Origin of the sequence: Sporosarcina ureilytica (genome assembly GCF_001753205.1) — a bacterium.
Lineage (GTDB): Bacteria > Bacillota > Bacilli > Bacillales_A > Planococcaceae > Sporosarcina > Sporosarcina ureilytica.
Window position 1 is genome coordinate 1,702,208 of sequence record NZ_CP017560.1, and the last position, 21,071, is coordinate 1,723,278.

The window sequence follows — 21,071 nt, forward strand, 5'->3', positions numbered from 1 at the left end:
ATTTTTATCAAGTTGAAAGAAGGGATATGTGTGTTGGAATGAGTTATGAAGTTGTGGTTATAGGTATGGTGTTCCTTGCAACTATGTCATTCATCTTTTGGGGACCTAGAGATGTGAATGAGGCATGGCCAGCGTCGATAGGAGCAGGGATCATTTTGCTAACAGGGATTGTCTCACGCTTAGATATAATTGATATCATTAGCAAAATTGGTGGGGCGTCAATTACGATTATTGCAACCATTGTCATGGCGGTAATATTGGAGAGTTTTGGTTTTTTCCACTGGGCAGCCGCAAAACTTGCGATATTATCAAAGGGTTCTGGCCACCGGCTCTATTGGTATATCCAGTTACTATGTTTTTTAATGACACTCTTATTTAATAATGATGGAAGTATTTTAATCACAACACCAATTCTTATTCTTCTACTAAAAAACATTCAATTAAAACCCCATCAACAAATTCCTTACCTACTAAGTGGAGCACTTATTGCGACTGCTTCTAGTGCGCCAATTGGCGTTAGTAATATAGTCAACTTGATCGCATTGAATATCATTGATATGTCACTTTGGATGCATACAGCAATGATGTTCGTTCCAGGAACCTTAGGATTGTTTTTTATGTCATATTTGATGTATAGAGTAATCAGGAAGAAACTACCAGAAAAATTACCTGATTCGATTATCGATATTGAGGATTACTTTTTCGTTAAAAATTTCCACCCGTTAAAAGCAAGGTTTTCTGTTGAAACAAAACGGAAACGTACACAATTTATGATGAAGATTTTACTGTTTGTATTTGTTATGCGTTGTCTCCTTTTTGTTGCCTCTTATGTCAACATTCCCATTGAAATTGTCGCAGTCCTCGGATCGGTCGTCTTACTTGCGTGGAGATGGTATCACTTAGGAACAAACCCAGTGGACATCTTGAAAAAAACGCCATGGCACATTCTAATATTTGCCTTCTCTATGTATGTAATCATATATGGCATGCATAATGTGGGACTCACAGCGTTGTTAGTAGAATGGTGTGAACCAATCGTCAATCAAGGATTATTTCAAGCAAGTATGATTATGGGTGGTTTAGTATCGCTCCTTTCCAACTTCTTCAATAATCACCCGGCCTTGATGATTGGGACGATAACCTTAACTGAAATGGGGCTAGATCCAATAACATTAAAGACCATCTATCTGGCAAATATTATAGGCAGCGATATGGGATCCTTGTTATTACCCATTGGTACATTAGCTTCCCTCATTTGGATGCATATTTTAAGAAAAAATAAGGTGAAAGTTTATTGGAAAGATTATTTAAGCGTATCATTCATTGTCATTCCAATTTCAACAATCGTAACGTTGATATTGTTATATTTCTGGGTACAACTCGTTTTCGCAGGATAAAGCGCAAAAAGCCAATTGAGTTCGTAATTCAATAAGGCACGAGAACAAGGAATCAGCAAAACTTTCAGAGAAATCGTGATTGCTATTACTTGGGTGATGAACTCTACTTACAATCACCAAATTGATAAACGAACATGAGGTGATAGTTGTTCAGAGTTAACTATGAGGGTAAAATTCATACCCTCTTTTCTGTTAAATTAATAACGATCTAGTCAAGATTGAATAAGTTGCGTATTTTTAAAATCTATATGGGTAATATTTCACAATAAAAATCATTCATTGAACACACAATAAAATACATATATAATGACATCCAATTCCATCTTACAAAAGTAAATAAGAATTTCAAGATATGATTAAATACGTTATTTAAGTCGTCATTGAGAATGATAGGGGGGGGATCGGTATATGTAGTTTTGAAACTTCTACGTCTAGTAGTAGGTATACATAAATATCTCATCTAAAGTCGAGGTATAATCCATGCGTTTATGAATAACAGATCTTATTAAAAATACTTTTTCGTCATTCGGTTTGTTTAATCTATATATATGTAATTAGCGGAGGAAAGGATACTAAATTACAGCATACTAAATAATTGTTTTTTTGTAATTTCCATGCTGACAAAAACTAGGGATTGAAGTATTGGGCGGGGAAATTACTTAAAATAGGCTGATTTTTAAAAATGACTGACGGTTGTATCATTTGTCTATCTTAAGGGAATGTTTGACAATTTTCAAATTAGGAATGAAACGCTTGACCTTCTAGGTTAAGCGCTTCGTTGTTTCTTCATTCATATTTTCCTTTCAATGGAACAAACCTTACATTATCCAATGCATCTTGATGAATCTTCCCAAATTCATCTTTTTCTATTAGAAGCAGTTCCTGATAAAGTGGTGTTCCTACTGGAATGATCATTTTTCCACTGGGGGCTAATTGGTCTAATAATTCACGAGGAATTTCGCTAGCGGCTGCAGTTACCATAATGCGGTCATAAGGCGCATGTTCATCCCAACCGGTGCTTCCGTCATCAAGCTTAAAATGAATGTTCGAAAATCCAGCCTCTTTTAGCCTTTCTTTGGCCCGTTCATATAAAGGCTCAATTCGTTCTATGGTATAAACTGAGTCCGAAAAAGCCGCGAGGAGGGCCGTTTGAAAACCTGAACCCGTTCCAAGTTCTAACACTTTTGAATGGGGTTGTAAATTGAGTGATTGTGTCATATTGAGTACAAGTGAAGGCTGGGAAATCGTTTGTTCATGCCCAATGGGAATCGCTTCGTCCATATAGGCAAATTCCTTAAGCGAATCCATAAAAAAGCTGCGGTCTAACTTTTTGAAATAGGCAATAATTTCTTCGTTTTGATTGGTCATGATTTTAACTCCTTTTGTACAATAGCAGTTATTGAGCGTCCGTCTACTAAGATTTAAATATTTGCAGCCAACCTTTATGTTTAAACCATACTAGCATGGCAACACCGATAAAAATCATCATGGCCAACACAGCGAGGTAACTGTAACGCCATCGAAGCTCGGGCATATGTTCAAAGTTCATACCGTAAACACCAGCGATAAAAGTGAGTGGTATAAAAACAGAAGAGATGATGGTCAGCATCATCATAATCCGGTTCATTTGGTTAGAATTAATGGAAAGTTGACTATCTCGAATATCAGAGGTCAAATCTCGATTTAATTCCAAGATTTCTACGAGACGTAGTAAATGGTCATGAATGTCGCTAAAATAAGCGCGTTCAATTGTTGAAAAAGAGAGGACTTCTGAATTCAACATACGGTATAAAAGTTCCCGCATTGGAATAATCGTTCGTCTGAGTCTAAGTAAGTCGCCACGCACATCAAAAACGAAGTCCATAGAAAGGTGAACCGTGGACGGTGAAAGTTTTTCTTCAATATCATTTAAATGATCTTCTATTTTATAAAGAATAGGGAAGTAATTATCCACAATTTTATCGATAATCTGATAGGCGGTAAAAACATGTCCTTCTTCCCATTTCGTTGGGTTTTGAATAATGCGTTCTTTTGCATCTTTCAATTCTTGCGGCTCATGAAAGTGGAAGGTGACAACGTAATTAGTACCAAAAAACATGTTAACTTCCTCAGCCTCTATATTATCTCGACAAATTGAATGTAGGACAAAGAAAGTGTAGTCCTCATAGTAGTTCAATTTTGGCCGTTGCAGACGTTGCAAACAATCCTCGATTGCAAGCGGATGAAATTGAAAAAATGAAGCTAATAAATTTATTTCCTCCCCGGTTGGTCGGTCAAAGTCAACCCAGTACCATAGAAAATTTCGCGTATGAATTTCGCTCAAAGGAAAATCAAAAAGAAGTTCGTTATCTTCGGTAAAGCCAAGTGTATGTATCATGATTTTCCTCCTATATGGTTATTGCTTAATATTATTTATTTACTAACCTAATGGGATCTAAACATTTTCAATAGAACTTTAAATATTCATAATAAAGAAAAGCTGATGTTTAAAGCGTTCATTCAATAGTTAGGTAAATGAATATCTTGGGAGAAAATAAATGAAAAAATGCCGCTGTTTTAGGTATACTAAACATAATGAATATTAATAAACTTAAACGTCGGGCGGAGGGTGTTATCATGAAAGTTCGAATTGAATGGCATTATAGTAAATCAAAAAGCACAGAAATTGCATTTCATTCCGAAGAGATAGAGGCATCACAAGCAGTAGGAATTGCCGAAGATTTGATTAAAACTGGACGGACGAAAAATGTAGTATTTATAGATCAGTTTGATAACCAGTGGACGGTAAAAGAAATGAAAGGTTATTTGAAGGGCATCGAGACAGAACCGCATAATCTAATTGTTTATTTCGACGGAGGATTCGACAGGCCAACAGGTTCAGCAGGTTTGGGATGTGTCATTTTTTATGACCAAAATGGAAAGTCATACAGACTAAGAAAGAATGAAGCGATTGAGGGGCTCAAGTCTAATAATGAAGCCGAATATGCGGCGCTATACATGGCCGTACAAGAGCTAGCGTACTTAAACGTCCATCACTTACCAGTTCGAATCATTGGGGATTCCCGAGTCGTGATTAACCATTTAACTGAAGAATGGCCAGCAATTGAGAGGGATTTGTCTGATTGGGCGGATAAAATCGAAGCAAAAATGGAATCGCTTGGTTTATATCCCGATTATTATTTAGTCAATCGAAACGCAAATAAAGAAGCGGATCGCCTTGCTACCCAGGCTTTGCAAGGAACCGATATTTCAGCGACAATTGAAGTTGTCAAGTAGGTACAGGCGCCAGTCGCTCGGATCTGGCACCTTTCTTTCAGCCTCTGTATTTTATGGTTAAGCCTTTTAAGAAATTTCGCACGTAGCGGTCACCACATACATTATAATTTCGATGATCTTCTCTTCTTAATACAGCGCTTAATTCGCTTTTAGAGATTCTGATGCCTGCATCCTCTAAAATTTCAATCATATCATCGCTAGTTAATGTAAGTGCGATTCTTAATTTTTTCAGGATGATATTATTCACATTTTCATCGTTCAAGACAGGGAGTGGTTGCCTTTTAGGTTGTCCTGGTTTTGGTTCCTGTTTACCTCTTTTAAATATAATGAGTCCATTTAAAAACGAATCGAGCATCGCATTTGTACACTCAAGATACTCGTCATCTGACTTTGATAGAAGTAGTGAGATATCTTGAATGGCTACTTCACAATCACCCAACTTAAAAATTTCAACCATTTCCGCATTTTTCAAGTCTAGTGCATATCTTAATCTAATTAACACATCATTATTATTCATATAAAAACCTCCTGAAAATCATTGTTCGATTACTGCATCTTCATTAAGAAGAATGAACATTCCATTGAGCTGTTTAGCCCTTCAAAGAATTTCTTTCTAATAATAACATATTGAATCGAATAAAACTTGAAATATCATAGGCATTACCGTTCAACTCAACTTAGTATTTTAAAATTAGACTTCACACAAAACTCCGAATTCATGTATGATGAATACATAAAAGGGGGGAGTTTCATGTTGGAAAAGTTAGGGGTTATTCCGATTCAAGTGGACTTGCCATTTCGATTAAACCATGTTAACTGTTTTATGGCGGAAGGGGAAAATGGGTGGACAATCATTGACGCAGGGTTAAATAATAAGGAAACATCAAGGTTATGGGAAGAAATCATTCGTGATAAACATATTACAGATTTATACATTACGCATTATCATCCAGATCATTATGGACATGCGGGTGCACTTCAAAAGAAAACGGGGGCGCGTGTGTCGATGTCAAAAATTGACGCGGAAAATGGTCGGAAAGCGTGGACAGATGAATTTATTAATAAAATAGTAGGGTGGTATGTCGCTTCAGGAATTTCTCTAAAAACAGCACAGCAAATGGTACAAAACACGGCGGATTTCAAACCGCTTGTCACGCCAGCACCAACGATTAACCATCATATTGTAGAAGGAGAAAAAGTTCCGTTTGGTAATTATGAATATGAAGTCATTGTAACGCCTGGCCATGCAGACGGAATGGTTTGTTTTTATAACGCTGAAAATCAAGTTCTTTTTTCTGCGGACCATATTTTACCGAGAATTACACCAAATATTTCTTACTGGTTTCACGGGGACAGCAATCCGTTAAAATCCTATCTTGCTTCATTAGAAAAAGTGAAACAGTTGAATGCTCGTTTTGTCATTCCTTCTCATGGGAAACCATTTTATGATGCAAATAAACGAATTGAAGAAATCGAAAAGCATCACGATGATCGGTTAAATGAGACATTGGCAGCGCTATCCGAGAAATCTACTGTGAACGAGATATACAAGCGGTTATTTCAATGGGAATTAACCATCCATGAAACTCGTTTTGCGATTGGCGAAACGTTGGCGCATTTGGAATATTTAAGGTCGACGGGGGATTGTACGAGGGAATTGCATGATAATAAATGGATTTATATGAAAAGATAACCGTTGAAATACAAAATAATTTATTCGTATGAATGGGAAGAAATCTTATCGCAAAGGCTTGTACTGGCACAATCATACTCCTGTGCCAGGTACATGTCTTCGTAGGATTGTGAGTTAGCTTAGTTTTCCGTGATTAATTGCAGTCAAAGCGTCATTCGCTGTAAAGATTTTCGCATTCACGTTTGTTACGCCAAAATCTTCTAATCGCTTCGTATGCATGTCTAAATAATTTTTAGCATCTTCTTTCGTTTCAAATAGATAGATGCCACCAGCCTCTTTTGTTTCCTCATTCTCTGTCCAAATCTTCCAAATGAATCCTTTTTCCTCATTTATGCTTTTTGCAAGATCTGAAAATGCTGCGACCATTTCTTCTCCAAAAGGTCCTTCGTGTTTGAAATCCACTTGTAAAATATATGCCATTATTAAAACCTCCTACCTTCTAATATGTACCGATAATTGTATATTAGCACGTTAAATGATTGAGCACGCTTTTTTGCTTACTTTAATTAAGGTTTTTGTGAATCATCGTTCATTTATTATATATTACATACTTCGTCATAATTTATCATTTCGTTTACAGTTGTTACATCTATATTAAATCGCACAAAAATACCGTTTTATCTGTTTAAATGAGGGTAAATAATAAATATACTGAGTGTAGACATAATCATAAGGGTGATGAGTTTGGAGCGTAACGCATATTTTGATAATGCGAAGTTAGTGTTAATTTTTTTAGTTGTCTTTGGTCATATGATTCAGCCTTTTATTGACGGGGCGGGTATCAATACCTTATATATGTGGATTTATACATTTCACATGCCCGCATTTATATTTTTAGCAGGATTTTTTGCGAAAGGGTCAGGAAATCAAAAATATATCATTAATTTGGTAAAGAAATTATTAGTACCTTATTTAATATTTCAACTGCTTTACACGGGCTATTATTTTCTCTTAGGGAAGAGCGGATGGCAAGGAATCTTTTATCCGCAATGGTCACTTTGGTTTTTATTTAGTTTGTTCAGTTGGCATATATTATTAGTATGGTTTAAAAAGTTCCCAGCGACAATTAGTGTATCACTGGCCGTATTGATTGGATTAGTCGTCGGGTATTTTGGAGAAATTGGCCATACGTATAGTCTGTCAAGAACATTTGTCTTTTTCCCGTTTTTCCTCTTCGGTTATTGGTGTACGACTGAACAAGTTATGTGGTTGAAACGGAAACGTGTTAAAATAGCGTCACTCATCGTATTATTCGTGGTAGCAGTGGCAATTTATTTTGCGCCTGATTTTAACTCGGGATGGTTATTAGCTTCGAAATCATATGGCGCTTTAGATATGCCGGCATATGGCGGACTTGCACGATTACTTGTTTATGTAACTTCTGCAATGATGGCAATGAGTGTTTTAGCATGGATTCCGCAAAAGCATAGTTGGTTTACGCAATTAGGTAAGCGAACGTTATACGTTTATTTACTCCACGGATTTTTTATTCAGTTTTTCCGGCAAATAGACTTGTTCCAAGTGAGTCATTTCATCGATGTTGTTGGGATAGCCATCGTATCTGCGGGAATTGTATTATTGTTATCGAATAAACCGGTTCTTGGAATATGGCAACCATTTATTGAAGGTCGAATGACAATACTAAAAAATGCATTCAATCGAACAGTTGAACAAATACAACACAGAATTCAATAACATAAACATGCCCACCAATTTAATAGGTGGGCATGTTTGCGTCATTAATTTATATTTTATTTTGTGTTTTTCTTTTTTGCGGCTTCTTCTAATTTTGTTTTAGGTTCTTGTGCGAATTCCGTATCTGCATAGCCTTGAGGTGTAACGCTATTTGCTTTCTTTCCTTTATTATGATTAGGTTTTTTTGGCATTGATTTCACCCCTCGTCCTTATCATTTAGATAGTATCAAATTCTAAATTACAAAATTTGGCCATCATATTATTCGGCATATCCTATTCTTTTTGGTTACTACTTCGTTTGTTAGGTGAATCGTTTCTATTTTTCTGATTGGTATTAAAATCCGCACCAAATTCTTCATTTTTACTTTGATTATTGCTATTGCTGTTTTTATTTTCTTTGTAAATCTCGTAAGGATTATGTGTACGCACATTCATCGTTGTTTTGTTGTTTTTATTCAAAGTCATTCACCTCCCTCTGTGTACTTTGTCCAAGCGCATACAATTTATTCGTCAGCTAATGGCGTGGTAAAATCATGTAAACGTCATAACCTCATTCATTTTCTACTCTTTTTCTACTATAATAGTCATAGGAATCTAAGATGTTAAAGGAGAATGAGTATGTTTCGAATGAGCTGGAGTAGAGTACTTATTCTTTTTGCAATTGTTTTCATAGCGAGTCAAATTATTGGAAGCTTCTTTTTTTACGGCTTAGCTGTGAAACGTGGTCCGAAAGAGTTCTTGCAAAATAATGCAGATTTAGAAGTGTCGGATGAAGCAATGGAGCAATTTTTGAATGGTGACTGGATAGATTGGGTGAATGCACAAGACTTTGAACAATTGACAATGACATCACGTGATGGGTTGAAATTGTCTGGCTATTATTTACCTGCTGCTACGCCTACTGATAAAGTAGTTATTTTAACACATGGTTATTTAGGGCACGCAAAGCAGATGGGCTTGTTTGGACAGTATTATAATAAGGACTTGGGTTATAACATTTTTATGCCGAATGCACGTGGGCATGGAAAAAGTGAAGGGAATTATTATGGTTTCGGTTGGCCCGATCGACTGGATTTAATTGATTGGACAAATTTATTAGTTGATAAACTTGGCGATGAAACGAAAGTAATTTATCATGGTTTATCCATGGGCGCGGCGACTGTGCTAATGGCAAGCGGCGAAGAAGAACTTCCGATTCAAGTGCAAGCGATTATTGCGGATAGCCCCTATCAATCTGTCTATCAGTTATTTTCTTATCAAATGCGAAGAATGTTTTATCTTCCAGCCTTTCCTTTATTAGATAGCACAAGTGCCTTAACAAAAATTAGGGCGGGCTATTCGTTTAAAGAAGCCAATGCGTTACATGCCGTTCAAAAGACGAAAGTTCCGATATTGTATATACACGGGGAAAGCGACACCTTTGTACCGACTGAAATGACGAGACACCTTGTCCATGCAACCGCAAGTGATGCGGATCTACTTCTTGTTCCGGGTGCTAATCACGGCGAAGCGTTTGTGTTGGCTAAAGATGAGTACAAAAAGAGAATTGAGGTTTTTTTCAAACGCTTCATTAAATGATAACTATCGCCCAAGCTCCATTTTTGGAACTTGGGTATTTTGCGTTCCTTTTAGGTGGAATTAATCAGTAGTTGGGTTATTCGCTTTTCTAACTTGTTCTGGATTCGTATCACTATACATAGCTGTGCCTTTTCCACCTGTCTTCGCAATTTCGGCTAATACTTCATTGTATGATAACCCAGACTTGGCATTTTGTTTCTTCACTTCATCAATATTTGTACCCGCTATTGTAAAATTTTTGTTTGGCAATAAAATTCCCTCCTTTGCATGCTTTAGCATTCCTTTGTTTTTAAAAAATATTCCTCTACGATCACTTAATTTTGGATGTTTTCTCTTGAATTTTGGGTATACCAACTAAAAGGATGTTTTTTTTTGATTGTTTTCGTTTGAAGGAGGAAGTTTAAAATGGAGTGGAAAGGTAGACGCAAAAGCGCGAATGTCGAAGATAGAAGAGGGCAAAGAAAAGGCGGACTCGCAATTGGCGGCGGCATTGGCGGACTTATTATAGTTTTGTTGTTTGCATTTTTGGGCGGTGGGGACCTTGGTGATGTTTTGAATATGTCGCAAATTGGAACAGAAGAAAATACCGATCCTTATGTAGAAACGGCGGAAGAAAAGGAACTTGCTGAATTTGTCTCTGTTGTACTTGCAGATACTGAGGATGTTTGGTCTGAAATATTTCGCGAACAAGGAATGGAATATGAAAATCCAAAATTAGTTTTATTCACGGACAGTGTGCAATCCGCTTGTGGCGCAGCTAATTCGGCAGTAGGTCCATTTTATTGTCCTGGCGATCATAAACTGTATATCGATTTAAGTTTCTTTAAAGAATTGCAAGACCGATTTCAAGCACCAGGTGATTTTGCTATGGCCTATGTAATTGCCCATGAAGTCGGTCATCATGTTCAAACTTTACTAGGGACCAACGCTGAAGTGAATGCGCTTCGTTCAAAATTAAGCGAAAAAGAGTTTAATCAAGTTTCAGTCCGTTTGGAACTTCAGGCGGATTATTTTGCCGGGGTATGGGCGCAACATGAGCAAGAAATGAACTTCCTGAATGAGGGGGACATCGAAGAGGCCATGAATGCAGCGAGCGCAGTTGGGGATGATGCGATACAACTTCAGGCAAGGGGCTATGTCGTACCCGATAGTTTCACACACGGAACTTCAGAGCAAAGAAAACGCTGGTTTATGAAAGGGTTTAAAAACGGAACGATTGAAGGGGGCGATACGTTTAGTGCGGTTGAGTTGTGAAGGTGCAGGTGTCTTCTTTTGTTTTTGCGTGATATTTTAAGTAATTCAACAAAATGAATTAAAGCAAAGAAATGCTTGTCTGAAGGAAAGGTGAGTGCTTCATCAAATAGTACTGTTAATATATTACGATGTTCGTAATTGGAGGGAGTAGAATGGAAAGTTCTGAACGTCTCATTCATCATATTGCTGTCGATTTGAAAGAAGAAGCTTTGCGAATAGAAAAAGAAATAATGATGCAATTTCCACCACTTCTTGGTTATGATTTATTGGTGGGACGCAAGTATTATTTATCACATAATTTGGATCCTCCGTGGGATCGTTCAGGACATCTTTATTCAAAAAGTATTGATGCCACTTTTGATAAGAAAGATTACAAAAAGGTCAAAGAATTTTTTGAAGAGTTTAGAGGAAACTCGATAGCTTCGTTTGTCTCGGGCTGTGGGCTATACTATGAAACATACGGTGAGTATTATAAGGAATGGATGATTGGGAAATATCAAAATGCCCATTATGCTGTTTTAGAAAATTTAAATATAGATGTTGTTACGATGTTAACAGGAAGGAGTTATGATAAGGACAGTTCGGATATAGAAGAACGGGTGGATTGCTTAATGGATGAAGTGAATGAATTTGTAGATCAATCGTATTTTTACGCTGAAAATTTATTTCTAAAAATCATAGAAATGGACTTACACTTTGTATATAAACTTGGTGAGAAGAAAGCCAGAAAACGTCTACACAGAATGCGAGTAGACATGGAAAATGAAATGAAGAATATAGAACAAGAAAAGGCTGTTTTTAATCGTTTTTGGCCTTTACTTGAAAAGAAACATAAACTGGTTTATCAAAAATCATTCCCTAGTAGAATCGAAATGCCTGAATTCGAATCATTTCAACGATTTCTTCAAAAACAGAACGTTAGCGAACAGGAAATGAATTTGATAGGGAAGTACGCACCCATATCATTTTCGAATTCTGTAACAAATAAATTACAATTAAAACCTTAATTTTCTAGAAGAATTGAAAGATAAACAAGCTGTAGGCCGAGTATTTAAAAACAATGTCATGGTATATAGTATAAGCTTTAATAAATAAATACTTTTTAAAGTGTCAGGCAACTGAAAGTCGCGATAGCTTCGTATTTTGGCAGCTTTTCCGGGTAAATTGTAAATAAAGAAAAGCTTGGAACAGAAACTTCTATAGGAGTTATGGTTTGTTTTTCGATGTCTAAATTTTCCTGCGTTTTCCGCTTTTTTGCGATTGTAATATGCGGAACGAATCGATCTGTTTTTGGTATCCCCAACAGAGAGGGAATTGATGCATTTATCTTTTGCTGTAAGTGGGTGAGTGAAAGATTTTCGTCAATAGCTAGATAGATGACTCTAGGATCGCTCTTTGAACCAAAATAGGACAGACCATTAATTGATAACGAAAAAGAAGTTGTCTTTTTTGCAATCTCAGCTAACTGATTTTTCACGAATGGAAGTTGTTGTGCTTCAACCGCGCCTAAATATAGTAAGGTCACATGCAAATCGTCTCGATAAGTTAACACTTTATAATACCTACGTAAGGAATATTCTTTCTTGAACTTATCTGCAATCTCCTCAACCTGTGCGGGGATGGGAATGCCTATGAAATAATGACGTTTCATCGGTTTAACCTCTTTCAATTTCTTAATTAATTTTAGGATACCAATTAGTGAAGGAATCTAATCATTTGGAGAAGGAAATCCCCCAGAAAAATCGGGCACCTAAACAATCATGAAAGTTTTAACAAACGGGATAGTTTAAATTATCATGTTAGTTTGGGTGCCTGTCACCATTATCAACCTCTGTTTAAAAAAGCACGTACCATATGAACGGCCGACCATTCTGAGTTTGAAGCGGCGATTAAAGGGTAGTTCCTTGGAAAAAGTTCGGCAGTTATTTCATAGACATCTTTTCCTTTTTTCGATAGTGCGAGTGCTTTGCCTTCCATCTCTTCAAGGTAATCAATTTTTAAATGAATCATCGCTTTCGGATTCTTGACGAGGCCTGCGTGACAGCAGTACATTTGTTCAAAATCGTAGGCTAGGATTTTTTTTAATGAATCCAGTGTCGAAAGAATGTTTTCGTCGACTAGGACGAGTTTTACTTTTGGCGTAATAAATAAATCGCCAGTAAATAAAATTCCTTTTGATTGATTATAAAAAGCAACGTGGTCTTTTGAGTGTCCTGGCGTTTCAATAACTTCCCATGTGTCTTTTCGTGATTGGAATGTTTTGCTAAGCGGCTGTGAAGTAAACGGCTCGACATCTCCCCAAATTTCTTTTCTGTAAACTGGAATACGTTGTGGTTGTTTCGTTAAGTGCGTTGACATTTGATGGATATAAATGGGTACCTCATATTGTTGTTGAATTAAAGCGGCATTTCCTGTATGATCCTCATGAAAATGTGTTAGGACAACTTGGTCAAAATCACATGTTTTAAAGAAATGATTGAATTCATTTCTAAGAGACTGCGATCCTGTATCAATTAAAACGCCATCCACGGCAAAGCTATATACGGACATCGTCGTACGCGGTATTGTAATCATACAATTTGCCATGAATACTTCATTTTCTTGTAAAATTTCCCCTTTAGTTTCAATGAACGTTTTCATTACCCACACCCCTTTATTGAAGTATATCATGACTTAAAGTGATTGAGTATTCATTCATTTATTTTTTTGATTTGTTTTACGCTCTATATTGAACTGAACGATTGCCTGAATAAGATCATTCGGTAAAGGTTGTGCATGCGGAAGGTGAATCGTTCCTTTTGCATAATGAAAGCCTGCGAGTTTCTCTTCAAACGCTGTAACCGTCGGCGCACCGACGTGAAACCCAATATGGTTTTGGTGCATTGCAAAATGAACTAAATTTCCATTCTGAACGAAAGTCGGCATATTCCAACTGATTTTCTCCGTTGCTTCGGGTGCTGCTTCACGAATGATTGTCCTTAGTTCTTGAAGATGTGTTTGTTCCGTTTCGGGAAACTGTGCAATATACTCATCAATTGAATAAACAGTTTTACATGAATGAGACTGGTTTCTCCTTTTGAAATCACGTCCACAAATAGGGCATGTCCACATACAAATCTCCTCCTAAAAAACTAAATGTAGATTGATTTTATTATAGCAGAAAGCATGGTCTGCTTTTAGAAATGGGAATTCTTGACGGTTCACTTTTTTATTGATAACCTTACCGCATTGTTAAGAGTCGAAAGTGTTGGAGGGGCTCCTTTGAAATTATTTCGGAATAAATATAAACAGCTTAGCTTATATGTTGGATTAGCGATTGCTTGTATTGCTTCATTTATATTCGTCTTTCACAATGCGTCATTTTACGATCGCCCAATTGCTAAGGTGATAGAGGTAGAAATCATAGATGAGATGCAAGTGACTGATTTTAGAAATAATAAAGATAAACTATTCACTCAACGTCTCGTGGCTGAAATGAGCAATGGGCAGGAAAAAGGGCAGCGTATTGAGTTGATTAATGAATATTCTGATTCAGGTGCCTATGACCAAAAATACAAAGTAGGCCATGAATTATTTGTATTAATCGACAAAAACATTTCGAATAATCAGGTGCTAACCGGGACGATTAAAGACGTGAAACGGGATAAGTATCTGGTCATCATAACCTGGGTATTTATTTTCACGTTGCTCATTGTCGGTAAAAAACAAGGGCTTTATTCTGTTGTCAGCTTGATAATTAATGCGGCATTACTATCCTACGCGTTAGACGTATACGTACAAAATTCGACGATTAGTTTAGTATTGATATGCGGTGTGACCGCCATTTTATTTACTGTCATTTCATTGTTCCTTGTGAATGGAATCAATGAAAAAACGTATGCTGCGATTATCGCGACAATGCTCGGGACATTCGCATCACTTTTGATTACTTACCTTGTCATTTGGATTGCAGCAGAAAATGGTCTCCGTTATGAAGAAATGCAGTTTATTTCGAGACCGTACCAAATGGTTTTCATGGCCGGTTTATTTGTCGGATCGCTCGGTGCGGTGATGGATATTGCGATTACGATGTCCGCTTCGATCTTTGAAATCTACGAGAAAAACCCAGATGTCACTTCAAAAGCATTACAAAAATCAGGGATGGAAATTGGGAAGGACGTTATGGGAACGATGACGAGTATTTTGTTTTTTGTTTATGTAAGTGGTTCGCTTCCCATGTTAATATTATACTTGAAAAATGCTGCACCGCTAGGATTTACGTTGTCCATGAACCTTTCCTTGGAATTAGCGAGAGCGCTAGCAGGAGGGATTGGCATCGTACTCACGATACCAATTGGACTTTATACGGCGATATTTTTTGTTAATCGAAAGAGGGCACGCTTATGAATGTTTTAGTTGTGTTGGCGATGATTTTATTCGGATTAATGGTGCTTGTTGGTGGAAAAAAAGGGGTTAAATCTTTTATTTCTTTGTTTATCAATTTCGGGGTTATTTTAGTGATGGTTTTCTTTATGATGGATCCAAATACAAATCCCATTGTATTAACTTTGATGGCTTGTATTGTCATTGTTTGTGTCAATCTATTTTATGTTAATGAAGTGAATAGTAAGACGAAAATGGCGTTCATTTCAACGATTGTCACGCTCATAGTTTTATTTTTGTTCATTCATTACATCACGAAATCTGCGATGATCCAAGGATTTGGCGAAGAAGAAATTGTGGAGTTAGCGCCGTTTTCGTTGTTAATTGGCATCGATTTTGTAAAGATAAGTGTCTCCATTGTCATCATTAGTACAGTTGGAGCCATTACAGACGTAGCAATCGCAATCTCCTCACCGATGCGTGAATTGAAAGTTCATAATCCGCACATGAGCCGGAAAGATTTGTTTACATCGGGTATGCGCATAGGCCGAGATATTTTAGGAACGGATACGAATACGTTGTTTTTTGCTTTTATTGGGGGCTATTTGGCGCTTATCCTATTGTTTAAAGATTTATCGTATTCTATTGGTGAAATTGTAAATTCAAAGATATTTGTTGCAGAAATTGTTACAATCTTGTGCGCTAGTATTGGCATCGCGATTATTATTCCAATTACTTCATGGATTAATGCTACGTATTTAACGAGTAAAAGTTATAAGTCTTGAAAAACAATCCTCCAGCTATCGGTCGTTTGCCGGTAGATGGGGGATTTATTTTAGACAACAGGAAAACAATTAATATGAGTGTAATTAAGGAGCATCGCCTTTTCATATCTTTATAAAAAGGGAAGAAGAGGTGAATGTTTATGAAAAAAGGATGTTTGACGATAATTGTGTTATTGGTCGTGGTGCTTGCGTTATTTCCAGTCTTGTCAAACGTCGACGATCTTAAAAGTACGGTGATGAAACATACATCAGCTTTATTCTCTGAAGATAGGCAACTCAAGGTTTTTGAGGAGTCTTTAATTGAAGATGGCGGTTTTTTTGATCAGGTGAGTAAAAAAATAAGCGAACAAGGGTATGAACATATTATGCAAGGTATGGTGTATTCCAAAGATGATATTCGTATTGAATTTTTATTAACCAACACCGAAGTTTCTGATGAAGTGAGGAAGGACATAGTGGCCATATTTAATGAAATAGTAATAAAAAATAAAATGGAGCCGTCCATTTTTGAAGTGAAAGTTCGTGCAGAATAGTCTACGAACACTGAAAGGACCGGCTCCAGGTTTCAAGTGTTATCTTTTTGAATCTAAATATCGATAAAGTGTCGATTTACTGATACCTGTTTCTTCTTTAATTTGATGAAGTGTATATTGCTTACTTTGGTACATAGCAAAAGCTCTATTCAAGTTATCGTCTGATTTTCTCGGTCGCCCGATTGTTTTTCCGCGCTGTTTTGCTGCTTGAATCGCAAATGTAGACGTATGGCTTAAAAAAGTTGATTGTAATTCGGTAAAAAACTCAGCCCATGTAAGTAGGGAACCCTCTGTGATGTGCTGATTCGTGATTTTTTCATCTAGGAAATGAATCGTAATTTCATCACGTTTTGCAAGTCGTAAAATATCTAAGAAATGATGTAATGAGTCCGCGAGTGTTTCAATGTTTTGGACGAACAGTTTATCGCCTTTTTGGATTGACATAAATAAGTTTTCGAGTTCAGCTCTCTTTTGGGCAAAGGCATGAGATTCTGTAAATAATTGATCGGTTTCGATTGATATTAATTGCTTTTGCATAAGCGGATCTCGAACGATTGGGCGCATGTATCCGTAATTCAATTTTTTCACTCCTGTGTTCCCAAAAGTCTTTAGTTTTGGGAAGAAAGATGATATGATAACTACATTATATCACTATAAAGGAGATTTTCTATGCAGACATTAAAACTTGAGTGGTTTGGGAATATTCGCGCTGATATTTTAGCGGGTATTGTAGTTGGACTAGCCCTTATTCCTGAAGCACTGGCTTTTGCATTTATCGCTGGGGTTGACCCACGCGTTACACTATATGCGTCATTTACAATTGCTGTCATTATTGCCTTTGTTGGGGGAAGACCTGGAATGGTTTCTGCTGCGACAGGTGCTATGGCCTTAGTCGTCGTTAGTTTAGTCGCTGAACACGGTTTACAGTATTTATTGGCCGCAACAATTTTGACTGGAATTATCCAATTCTTACTTGGAATATTCGGGGTCGCGAATTTAATGCGATTTATTCCTAATTCCGTCATGCTAGGCTTCGTAAATGCGCTCGGCATTATGATATTTCTCGCGCAAATGCCTTATTTGATCGGCGGAAGTATGATGACGTATGTTTTTGCGGTTGTAACGCTTATTTTAGTGTACGCAATACCGCGCTTTTTTACACTGATACCAGCGCCATTACTTGCGATTATCATTATGACGGTCATCGCTTTTATAAGCGGAGTGAATTTGCAAACGATCGGTGATTTAGGAACGATGCCGTCTACGTTACCGGTGTTTTTCCTACCAGATATTCCATTGAATTTTGAAACATTGAAAATTATTTTGCCATATTCATTAGCGTTAGCGATTGTCGGGTTATTGGAATCTTTATTAACCGCGCAAGTACTAGACGATATGACAGATACATCAAGTAATAAAAACAAAGAGGCCCGTGGACAAGGGATTGCGAATTTTATTAATGGATTTTTTGGTGGATTAGCTGGTTGTGCATTAATTGGCCAATCTGTCATTAATGCAAAATCTGGTGGTCGTGGTCGACTATCAACATTTGTCGCAGGGGCATTTCTAATGTTCCTGATTATTGTGTTAGGAGATGTTGTCATCGATATACCAATGCCAGTACTAGTTGGTGTGATGATTATGGTAAGTGCGACAACGTTTAATTGGCGTTCGTTTAAGTTTCTCAAACAAGCACCCAAATCAGAATCGATTGTCATGATCGTAACTGTTGCGATTATTTTATATACCCATAACTTAGCAATTGGTGTCATCTTAGGTGTTATTTTAAGTTCTCTATTTTTCGTCGCTCGTATCTCTAGGGTGGTAGTTTCAGAGGAGAGCGGGTATTATAGCGTAAAGGGCCCCTTGTTTTTCGCCTCAACAACGAAATTTATCCAGTCGTTTGAGCATATAGATGGTAAGAAAATAACGATTGACTTTGAAAACAGTCAAATTTGGGATGAATCGGCAGTTGGTGCGATTTTGAAAGTGCGGCAAAAACTTGAACAAAAAGGCATCGATGTGCAAATTTCAGGATTAAATTCTTCAAGTCAGGAATTGTATAAACAACTCATGTAGGGAGGGGTTTAAATGAAAATTGCAGTTGCAGTTGACGGTTCGGATAATGCGATGCGTGCTGCAAAATATGCGATTATGCTCGCCACATATTTACCAGAAACAAGTTTAGAAGTCATTATGGTGATTGATCTAGACAAGGCGAAAGACGAGTATTTATTAACCCAAAGTGCTGAAAGTTTAAGATTAAACCGAGAACGAAAAGTACACCCTATTATTGAACTAGCTAAGAAGCAACAGATTGATGTTGAAACAACAATTTTAAAAGGAAAACCGAGTCAAGAAATTATTCAATATGTGAATGAAAATGCGATTGATCAGCTTGTTGTAGGTAGTCGAGGTCTCAATTCATTCCAAGAAATGATTGTGGGCAGTGTGAGCCATCGGGTGATGAAGTATGTGAAGTGCCCTGTAACGATTGTGAAATAGTCCGGTCCGGAGTAACCGTACAAGATACGTATGGCCAATAAGCTATCATAGTATGAATAGAAGGAGGAGCTTAAAGAACATCAAATGTTCAGATGGCTTCTCCTTTTTCTTTAATTAAAACATACTTAATTAAACAGGTATAGGACCATTCCAAATAACATTGCATTATGAGTATGTGGATGTTATTATGGATTTTACTATTATCGATCGGAGGCTTTATAAAAATGCAGTCTATCAGAATCCGGATGACTTCCAGGTCTATTAGCTAATTGAATAGTTGTACAAGCTCTATTTGTATAGAGCATTCGGGATAGGTCTGCCTTTTTATAAATCCATATGTAAAAATGAGAGAGAGGGGCTTTTCTCTCTTTTTTTGTTGTTCTCTTTTACTTTAGCAGAATAACTTAAGTTTTAGATATAGGATAGGTATGCGCTTTTCCGATTATTTTTGTACTAGCTAGCACATGATAAAGAAATATAAATAAAAGGAGAACTATCCTATATGACAGAACAATCAACTGGATCAAAGCAATACGAATTTCTTGCTGACAATCCAAACGTGAAAGTATTACCGATTATGCTTTCCCTCATAATTGGGGCATTTTTTGCGATATTAAATGAAACACTTTTAAATATTGCACTCATCACTCTAATGGATGAGTTTGGGATTTCGTTAACAACAGTACAGTGGATGGCAACTGGTTTTATGCTTGTTATGGGTGTCGTCATTCCTGTTTCGGCTTTATTATTACAATGGTTTACGACGAGACAATTATTTTTAAGTACGATGATAATTTTTACATTTGGTACGATGATTAGTGCATCGGCACCGACTTTTTCAATTTTATTAATCGGGCGGTTAATTCAAGCGGTCGGGACTGGGGTGTTAATGCCGATTATATTTAATGTGTTTTTATTAATCTTCCCGCCCGAGCGACGCGGAAAAGTGATGGGGATGGTTGGTCTTGTCATTATGTTTGCGCCTGCAATTGGACCGACACTTTCCGGAGTCATCGTTGAATATTTAGGTTGGCGTTATTTATTTATCACAGTCATTCCGTTTGCTTTATTTTCTATCGCGTTTGCTTATAAGTTTTTAGTGAATGTATCTGAAGTGACAAAACCAAAAATCGATATTATTTCTATTGTCTTTTCTACAATAGGTTTTGGGTCTACGGTCTATGGCTTTAGTGCTTCGGGTGCAAGTGCAGATGGGTTTCTTAGTACGAATGTGTTGATTGCAATTATGATCGGTGTAATCGGAATTATACTGTTCGTTTTGAGACAACTAAAATTAGATGAGCCGGTTATGGATTTGCGCGTATTCAAATATCCGATGTATCGACATGCGGTCATCATGTTTTTAATCATTATTATGACAATGTTTGCTTCGGAAATTATTTTGCCGATGTTTATGCAGGGACCTTTAATGTTAACAGCTGCTACAGCGGGTCTAGTTTTGCTACCGGGTAGTCTTTTGAATGGAATCATGTCGCCATTAATGGGGCATCTTTTTGATAAGTTTGGACCGCGCGTCTTAATGATTCCTGCAACACTTGTCTTAAGTGGAACGATGTTTATGATGAGCCGTTTGACTGCGGAATCATCTTTATGGATTATCGTGATTGGTTATATTTTAATTATGTTATCTGTTTCCGCGATTATGATGCCGGCTCAAACAAATGGACTGAACCAGCTTCCAAAAACACTTTACCCGCACGGAACCGCAGTCATGTCTACATTACAGCCCGTTGCCGGTGCAATAGGTGTTTCCGTGTTTATCAGTATTCTGAACGCGAGACAGCTTAGTTTCTTGCAAAAGTCAGGCACACCAAATGACCCGGCTACAATGAGAGCAGCAATGGTGGTGGGTGTTGAATTGGTTTATTTCATAGCTTTTGCGATGTCCATTGTCGCGGTGATTTTAGCCTTTACTGTTTATCGTGCGAAACCACATGAGGATGAACAAGTACAAAAAGAAGTGTAAACAATG

At 37.1% G+C, this 21,071-nt stretch carries 24 protein-coding genes; 13 read left to right on the plus strand and 11 right to left on the minus strand.

The genetic code is table 11. The features are described from left to right. Positions 1-38 precede the first annotated feature (38 nt). Entirely contained in the window at positions 39-1,397 is a 1,359-nt protein-coding gene (locus BI350_RS08385; RefSeq protein ID WP_075529309.1) for an arsenic transporter, read from the plus strand. 786 nt (positions 1,398-2,183) lie between these two features. Here BI350_RS08385 and BI350_RS08390 read toward each other — a convergent pair. Together BI350_RS08390 and corA are read right to left on the minus strand one after the other, a co-directional pair. Next, on the minus strand, positions 2,184-2,765 hold the full coding sequence (locus tag BI350_RS08390) for a protein-L-isoaspartate(D-aspartate) O-methyltransferase (protein ID WP_082295010.1): 582 nt from the start codon (positions 2,763-2,765) through the stop codon (positions 2,184-2,186). 46 nt (positions 2,766-2,811) lie between these two features. After that, positions 2,812-3,774, minus strand: a complete 963-nt coding sequence (gene corA / locus BI350_RS08395) for a magnesium/cobalt transporter CorA (protein ID WP_075527681.1) — start codon at positions 3,772-3,774, stop codon at positions 2,812-2,814. Positions 3,775-4,013: 239 nt separating this feature from the next. Between corA and BI350_RS08400 the strand changes: the two genes are divergently transcribed. Further along, a complete protein-coding gene (locus BI350_RS08400; RefSeq protein WP_075527682.1) occupies positions 4,014-4,673 on the plus strand; it encodes a reverse transcriptase-like protein in 660 nt (219 codons plus the stop codon). Positions 4,674-4,710: 37 nt separating this feature from the next. Here the strand turns inward: BI350_RS08400 and BI350_RS08405 are convergent, their stop codons facing one another. Next, on the minus strand, positions 4,711-5,190 hold the full coding sequence (locus tag BI350_RS08405; protein WP_075527683.1) for a YehS family protein: 480 nt from the start codon (positions 5,188-5,190) through the stop codon (positions 4,711-4,713). A 234-nt stretch (positions 5,191-5,424) separates the two neighbouring features. Here BI350_RS08405 and BI350_RS08410 point away from each other — a divergent pair, with 234 nt between their 5' ends. After that, complete coding sequence (locus BI350_RS08410) at positions 5,425-6,366, plus strand: MBL fold metallo-hydrolase (protein ID WP_075527684.1); 942 nt, start codon at positions 5,425-5,427, stop codon at positions 6,364-6,366. Positions 6,367-6,480: 114 nt separating this feature from the next. Here BI350_RS08410 and BI350_RS08415 read toward each other — a convergent pair whose 3' ends face one another. After that, positions 6,481-6,786, minus strand: coding sequence for a monooxygenase (locus tag BI350_RS08415; RefSeq protein WP_075527685.1), 306 nt, complete (start codon positions 6,784-6,786; stop codon positions 6,481-6,483). Between the two features lie 264 nt (positions 6,787-7,050). Between BI350_RS08415 and BI350_RS08420 the strand changes: the two genes are divergently transcribed. Further along, on the plus strand, positions 7,051-8,061 hold the full coding sequence (locus BI350_RS08420; protein ID WP_075527686.1) for an acyltransferase family protein: 1,011 nt from the start codon (positions 7,051-7,053) through the stop codon (positions 8,059-8,061). 56 nt (positions 8,062-8,117) lie between these two features. Here the strand turns inward: BI350_RS08420 and sspL are convergent, their stop codons facing one another. Together sspL and BI350_RS08430 are read right to left on the minus strand one after the other, a co-directional pair. Continuing rightward, positions 8,118-8,252 carry a small, acid-soluble spore protein L gene (sspL, locus tag BI350_RS08425; protein ID WP_075527687.1) on the minus strand — a complete coding sequence of 45 codons (135 nt, stop codon included), beginning with the start codon at positions 8,250-8,252 and terminating at the stop codon, positions 8,118-8,120. An 82-nt stretch (positions 8,253-8,334) separates the two neighbouring features. Next, entirely contained in the window at positions 8,335-8,520 is a 186-nt protein-coding gene (locus tag BI350_RS08430; RefSeq protein ID WP_075527688.1) for a hypothetical protein, read from the minus strand. 159 nt (positions 8,521-8,679) lie between these two features. Between BI350_RS08430 and BI350_RS08435 the strand changes: the two genes are divergently transcribed. Next, complete coding sequence (locus tag BI350_RS08435; RefSeq protein WP_245698319.1) at positions 8,680-9,639, plus strand: alpha/beta hydrolase; 960 nt, start codon at positions 8,680-8,682, stop codon at positions 9,637-9,639. 60 nt (positions 9,640-9,699) lie between these two features. Here BI350_RS08435 and BI350_RS08440 read toward each other — a convergent pair whose 3' ends face one another. Next, a complete protein-coding gene (locus BI350_RS08440; protein WP_245698320.1) occupies positions 9,700-9,888 on the minus strand; it encodes a gamma-type small acid-soluble spore protein in 189 nt (62 codons plus the stop codon). Between the two features lie 156 nt (positions 9,889-10,044). Between BI350_RS08440 and ypfJ the strand changes: the two genes are divergently transcribed. Together ypfJ and BI350_RS08450 are read left to right on the plus strand one after the other, a co-directional pair. Beyond that, positions 10,045-10,893, plus strand: coding sequence for a KPN_02809 family neutral zinc metallopeptidase (gene ypfJ / locus BI350_RS08445; RefSeq protein ID WP_075527691.1), 849 nt, complete (start codon positions 10,045-10,047; stop codon positions 10,891-10,893). 152 nt (positions 10,894-11,045) lie between these two features. Further along, positions 11,046-11,900 carry a hypothetical protein gene (locus tag BI350_RS08450; protein WP_075527692.1) on the plus strand — a complete coding sequence of 285 codons (855 nt, stop codon included), beginning with the start codon at positions 11,046-11,048 and terminating at the stop codon, positions 11,898-11,900. A gap of 95 nt (positions 11,901-11,995) precedes the next feature. Here the strand turns inward: BI350_RS08450 and thpR are convergent, their stop codons facing one another. The 3 genes from thpR to BI350_RS08465 all read right to left on the minus strand — a co-directional run bounded on the left by thpR (position 11,996) and on the right by BI350_RS08465 (position 14,004). Further along, complete coding sequence (gene thpR / locus BI350_RS08455; protein ID WP_075527693.1) at positions 11,996-12,544, minus strand: RNA 2',3'-cyclic phosphodiesterase; 549 nt, start codon at positions 12,542-12,544, stop codon at positions 11,996-11,998. Positions 12,545-12,717: 173 nt separating this feature from the next. Next, positions 12,718-13,533: an MBL fold metallo-hydrolase gene (locus BI350_RS08460; protein ID WP_075527694.1), complete on the minus strand. Its 816-nt coding sequence runs from the start codon at positions 13,531-13,533 to the stop codon at positions 12,718-12,720. Between the two features lie 54 nt (positions 13,534-13,587). Continuing rightward, on the minus strand, positions 13,588-14,004 hold the full coding sequence (locus tag BI350_RS08465; RefSeq protein ID WP_082295012.1) for an iron chaperone: 417 nt from the start codon (positions 14,002-14,004) through the stop codon (positions 13,588-13,590). A 150-nt stretch (positions 14,005-14,154) separates the two neighbouring features. On the opposite strand from BI350_RS08465, the gene BI350_RS08470 reads away from it, so the two are divergent. The 3 genes from BI350_RS08470 (at position 14,155) to BI350_RS08480 (ending at position 16,573) form a co-directional block, all read left to right on the plus strand. Next, the gene (locus tag BI350_RS08470) at positions 14,155-15,279 is read left to right on the plus strand and encodes a YibE/F family protein (RefSeq protein WP_075527695.1); all 1,125 of its coding nucleotides are present in this window, start codon (positions 14,155-14,157) and stop codon (positions 15,277-15,279) included. Next, positions 15,276-16,040, plus strand: coding sequence for a YibE/F family protein (locus tag BI350_RS08475; protein ID WP_075527696.1), 765 nt, complete (start codon positions 15,276-15,278; stop codon positions 16,038-16,040). Before BI350_RS08470 ends, BI350_RS08475 begins: the two co-directional genes overlap by 4 nt. A 140-nt stretch (positions 16,041-16,180) precedes the next feature. Continuing rightward, on the plus strand, positions 16,181-16,573 hold the full coding sequence (locus BI350_RS08480) for a hypothetical protein (RefSeq protein ID WP_075527697.1): 393 nt from the start codon (positions 16,181-16,183) through the stop codon (positions 16,571-16,573). A 39-nt stretch (positions 16,574-16,612) separates the two neighbouring features. Here the strand turns inward: BI350_RS08480 and BI350_RS08485 are convergent, their stop codons facing one another. Then, positions 16,613-17,152 carry a recombinase family protein gene (locus BI350_RS08485; protein WP_075527698.1) on the minus strand — a complete coding sequence of 180 codons (540 nt, stop codon included), beginning with the start codon at positions 17,150-17,152 and terminating at the stop codon, positions 16,613-16,615. Positions 17,153-17,242: 90 nt separating this feature from the next. On the opposite strand from BI350_RS08485, the gene BI350_RS08490 reads away from it, so the two are divergent. The 3 genes from BI350_RS08490 to BI350_RS08500 all read left to right on the plus strand — a co-directional run bounded on the left by BI350_RS08490 (position 17,243) and on the right by BI350_RS08500 (position 21,065). Next, positions 17,243-18,652 (plus strand): SulP family inorganic anion transporter, encoded by a 1,410-nt coding sequence (locus BI350_RS08490; protein ID WP_075527699.1) that lies wholly within the window; start codon positions 17,243-17,245, stop codon positions 18,650-18,652. A gap of 12 nt (positions 18,653-18,664) precedes the next feature. Then, the gene (locus BI350_RS08495; protein ID WP_075527700.1) at positions 18,665-19,078 is read left to right on the plus strand and encodes a universal stress protein; all 414 of its coding nucleotides are present in this window, start codon (positions 18,665-18,667) and stop codon (positions 19,076-19,078) included. A gap of 502 nt (positions 19,079-19,580) precedes the next feature. Then, positions 19,581-21,065 (plus strand): MDR family MFS transporter, encoded by a 1,485-nt coding sequence (locus BI350_RS08500; protein WP_075527701.1) that lies wholly within the window; start codon positions 19,581-19,583, stop codon positions 21,063-21,065. The last annotated feature ends 6 nt before the right edge of the window (positions 21,066-21,071 follow it).

What these genes read in the sequence shown, in the direction of transcription:
- thpR (WP_075527693.1), bottom strand. Translation starts at nt 12,544, where the DNA reads ATGAAACGTCATTATTTCATAGGCATTCCCATCCCCGCACAGGTTGAG.
- corA (WP_075527681.1), bottom strand. Translation starts at nt 3,774, where the DNA reads ATGATACATACACTTGGCTTTACCGAAGATAACGAACTTCTTTTTGAT.
- BI350_RS08490 (WP_075527699.1), top strand. Translation starts at nt 17,243, where the DNA reads ATGCAGACATTAAAACTTGAGTGGTTTGGGAATATTCGCGCTGATATT.
- BI350_RS08410 (WP_075527684.1), top strand. Translation starts at nt 5,425, where the DNA reads ATGTTGGAAAAGTTAGGGGTTATTCCGATTCAAGTGGACTTGCCATTT.
- sspL (WP_075527687.1), bottom strand. Translation starts at nt 8,252, where the DNA reads ATGCCAAAAAAACCTAATCATAATAAAGGAAAGAAAGCAAATAGCGTT.
- BI350_RS08405 (WP_075527683.1), bottom strand. Translation starts at nt 5,190, where the DNA reads ATGAATAATAATGATGTGTTAATTAGATTAAGATATGCACTAGACTTG.
- BI350_RS08390 (WP_082295010.1), bottom strand. Translation starts at nt 2,765, where the DNA reads ATGACCAATCAAAACGAAGAAATTATTGCCTATTTCAAAAAGTTAGAC.
- BI350_RS08500 (WP_075527701.1), top strand. Translation starts at nt 19,581, where the DNA reads ATGACAGAACAATCAACTGGATCAAAGCAATACGAATTTCTTGCTGAC.
- ypfJ (WP_075527691.1), top strand. Translation starts at nt 10,045, where the DNA reads ATGGAGTGGAAAGGTAGACGCAAAAGCGCGAATGTCGAAGATAGAAGA.
- BI350_RS08475 (WP_075527696.1), top strand. Translation starts at nt 15,276, where the DNA reads ATGAATGTTTTAGTTGTGTTGGCGATGATTTTATTCGGATTAATGGTG.
- BI350_RS08480 (WP_075527697.1), top strand. Translation starts at nt 16,181, where the DNA reads ATGAAAAAAGGATGTTTGACGATAATTGTGTTATTGGTCGTGGTGCTT.
- BI350_RS08495 (WP_075527700.1), top strand. Translation starts at nt 18,665, where the DNA reads ATGAAAATTGCAGTTGCAGTTGACGGTTCGGATAATGCGATGCGTGCT.
- BI350_RS08415 (WP_075527685.1), bottom strand. Translation starts at nt 6,786, where the DNA reads ATGGCATATATTTTACAAGTGGATTTCAAACACGAAGGACCTTTTGGA.
- BI350_RS08435 (WP_245698319.1), top strand. Translation starts at nt 8,680, where the DNA reads ATGTTTCGAATGAGCTGGAGTAGAGTACTTATTCTTTTTGCAATTGTT.
- BI350_RS08385 (WP_075529309.1), top strand. Translation starts at nt 39, where the DNA reads ATGAGTTATGAAGTTGTGGTTATAGGTATGGTGTTCCTTGCAACTATG.
- BI350_RS08450 (WP_075527692.1), top strand. Translation starts at nt 11,046, where the DNA reads ATGGAAAGTTCTGAACGTCTCATTCATCATATTGCTGTCGATTTGAAA.
- BI350_RS08400 (WP_075527682.1), top strand. Translation starts at nt 4,014, where the DNA reads ATGAAAGTTCGAATTGAATGGCATTATAGTAAATCAAAAAGCACAGAA.
- BI350_RS08465 (WP_082295012.1), bottom strand. Translation starts at nt 14,004, where the DNA reads ATGTGGACATGCCCTATTTGTGGACGTGATTTCAAAAGGAGAAACCAG.
- BI350_RS08460 (WP_075527694.1), bottom strand. Translation starts at nt 13,533, where the DNA reads ATGAAAACGTTCATTGAAACTAAAGGGGAAATTTTACAAGAAAATGAA.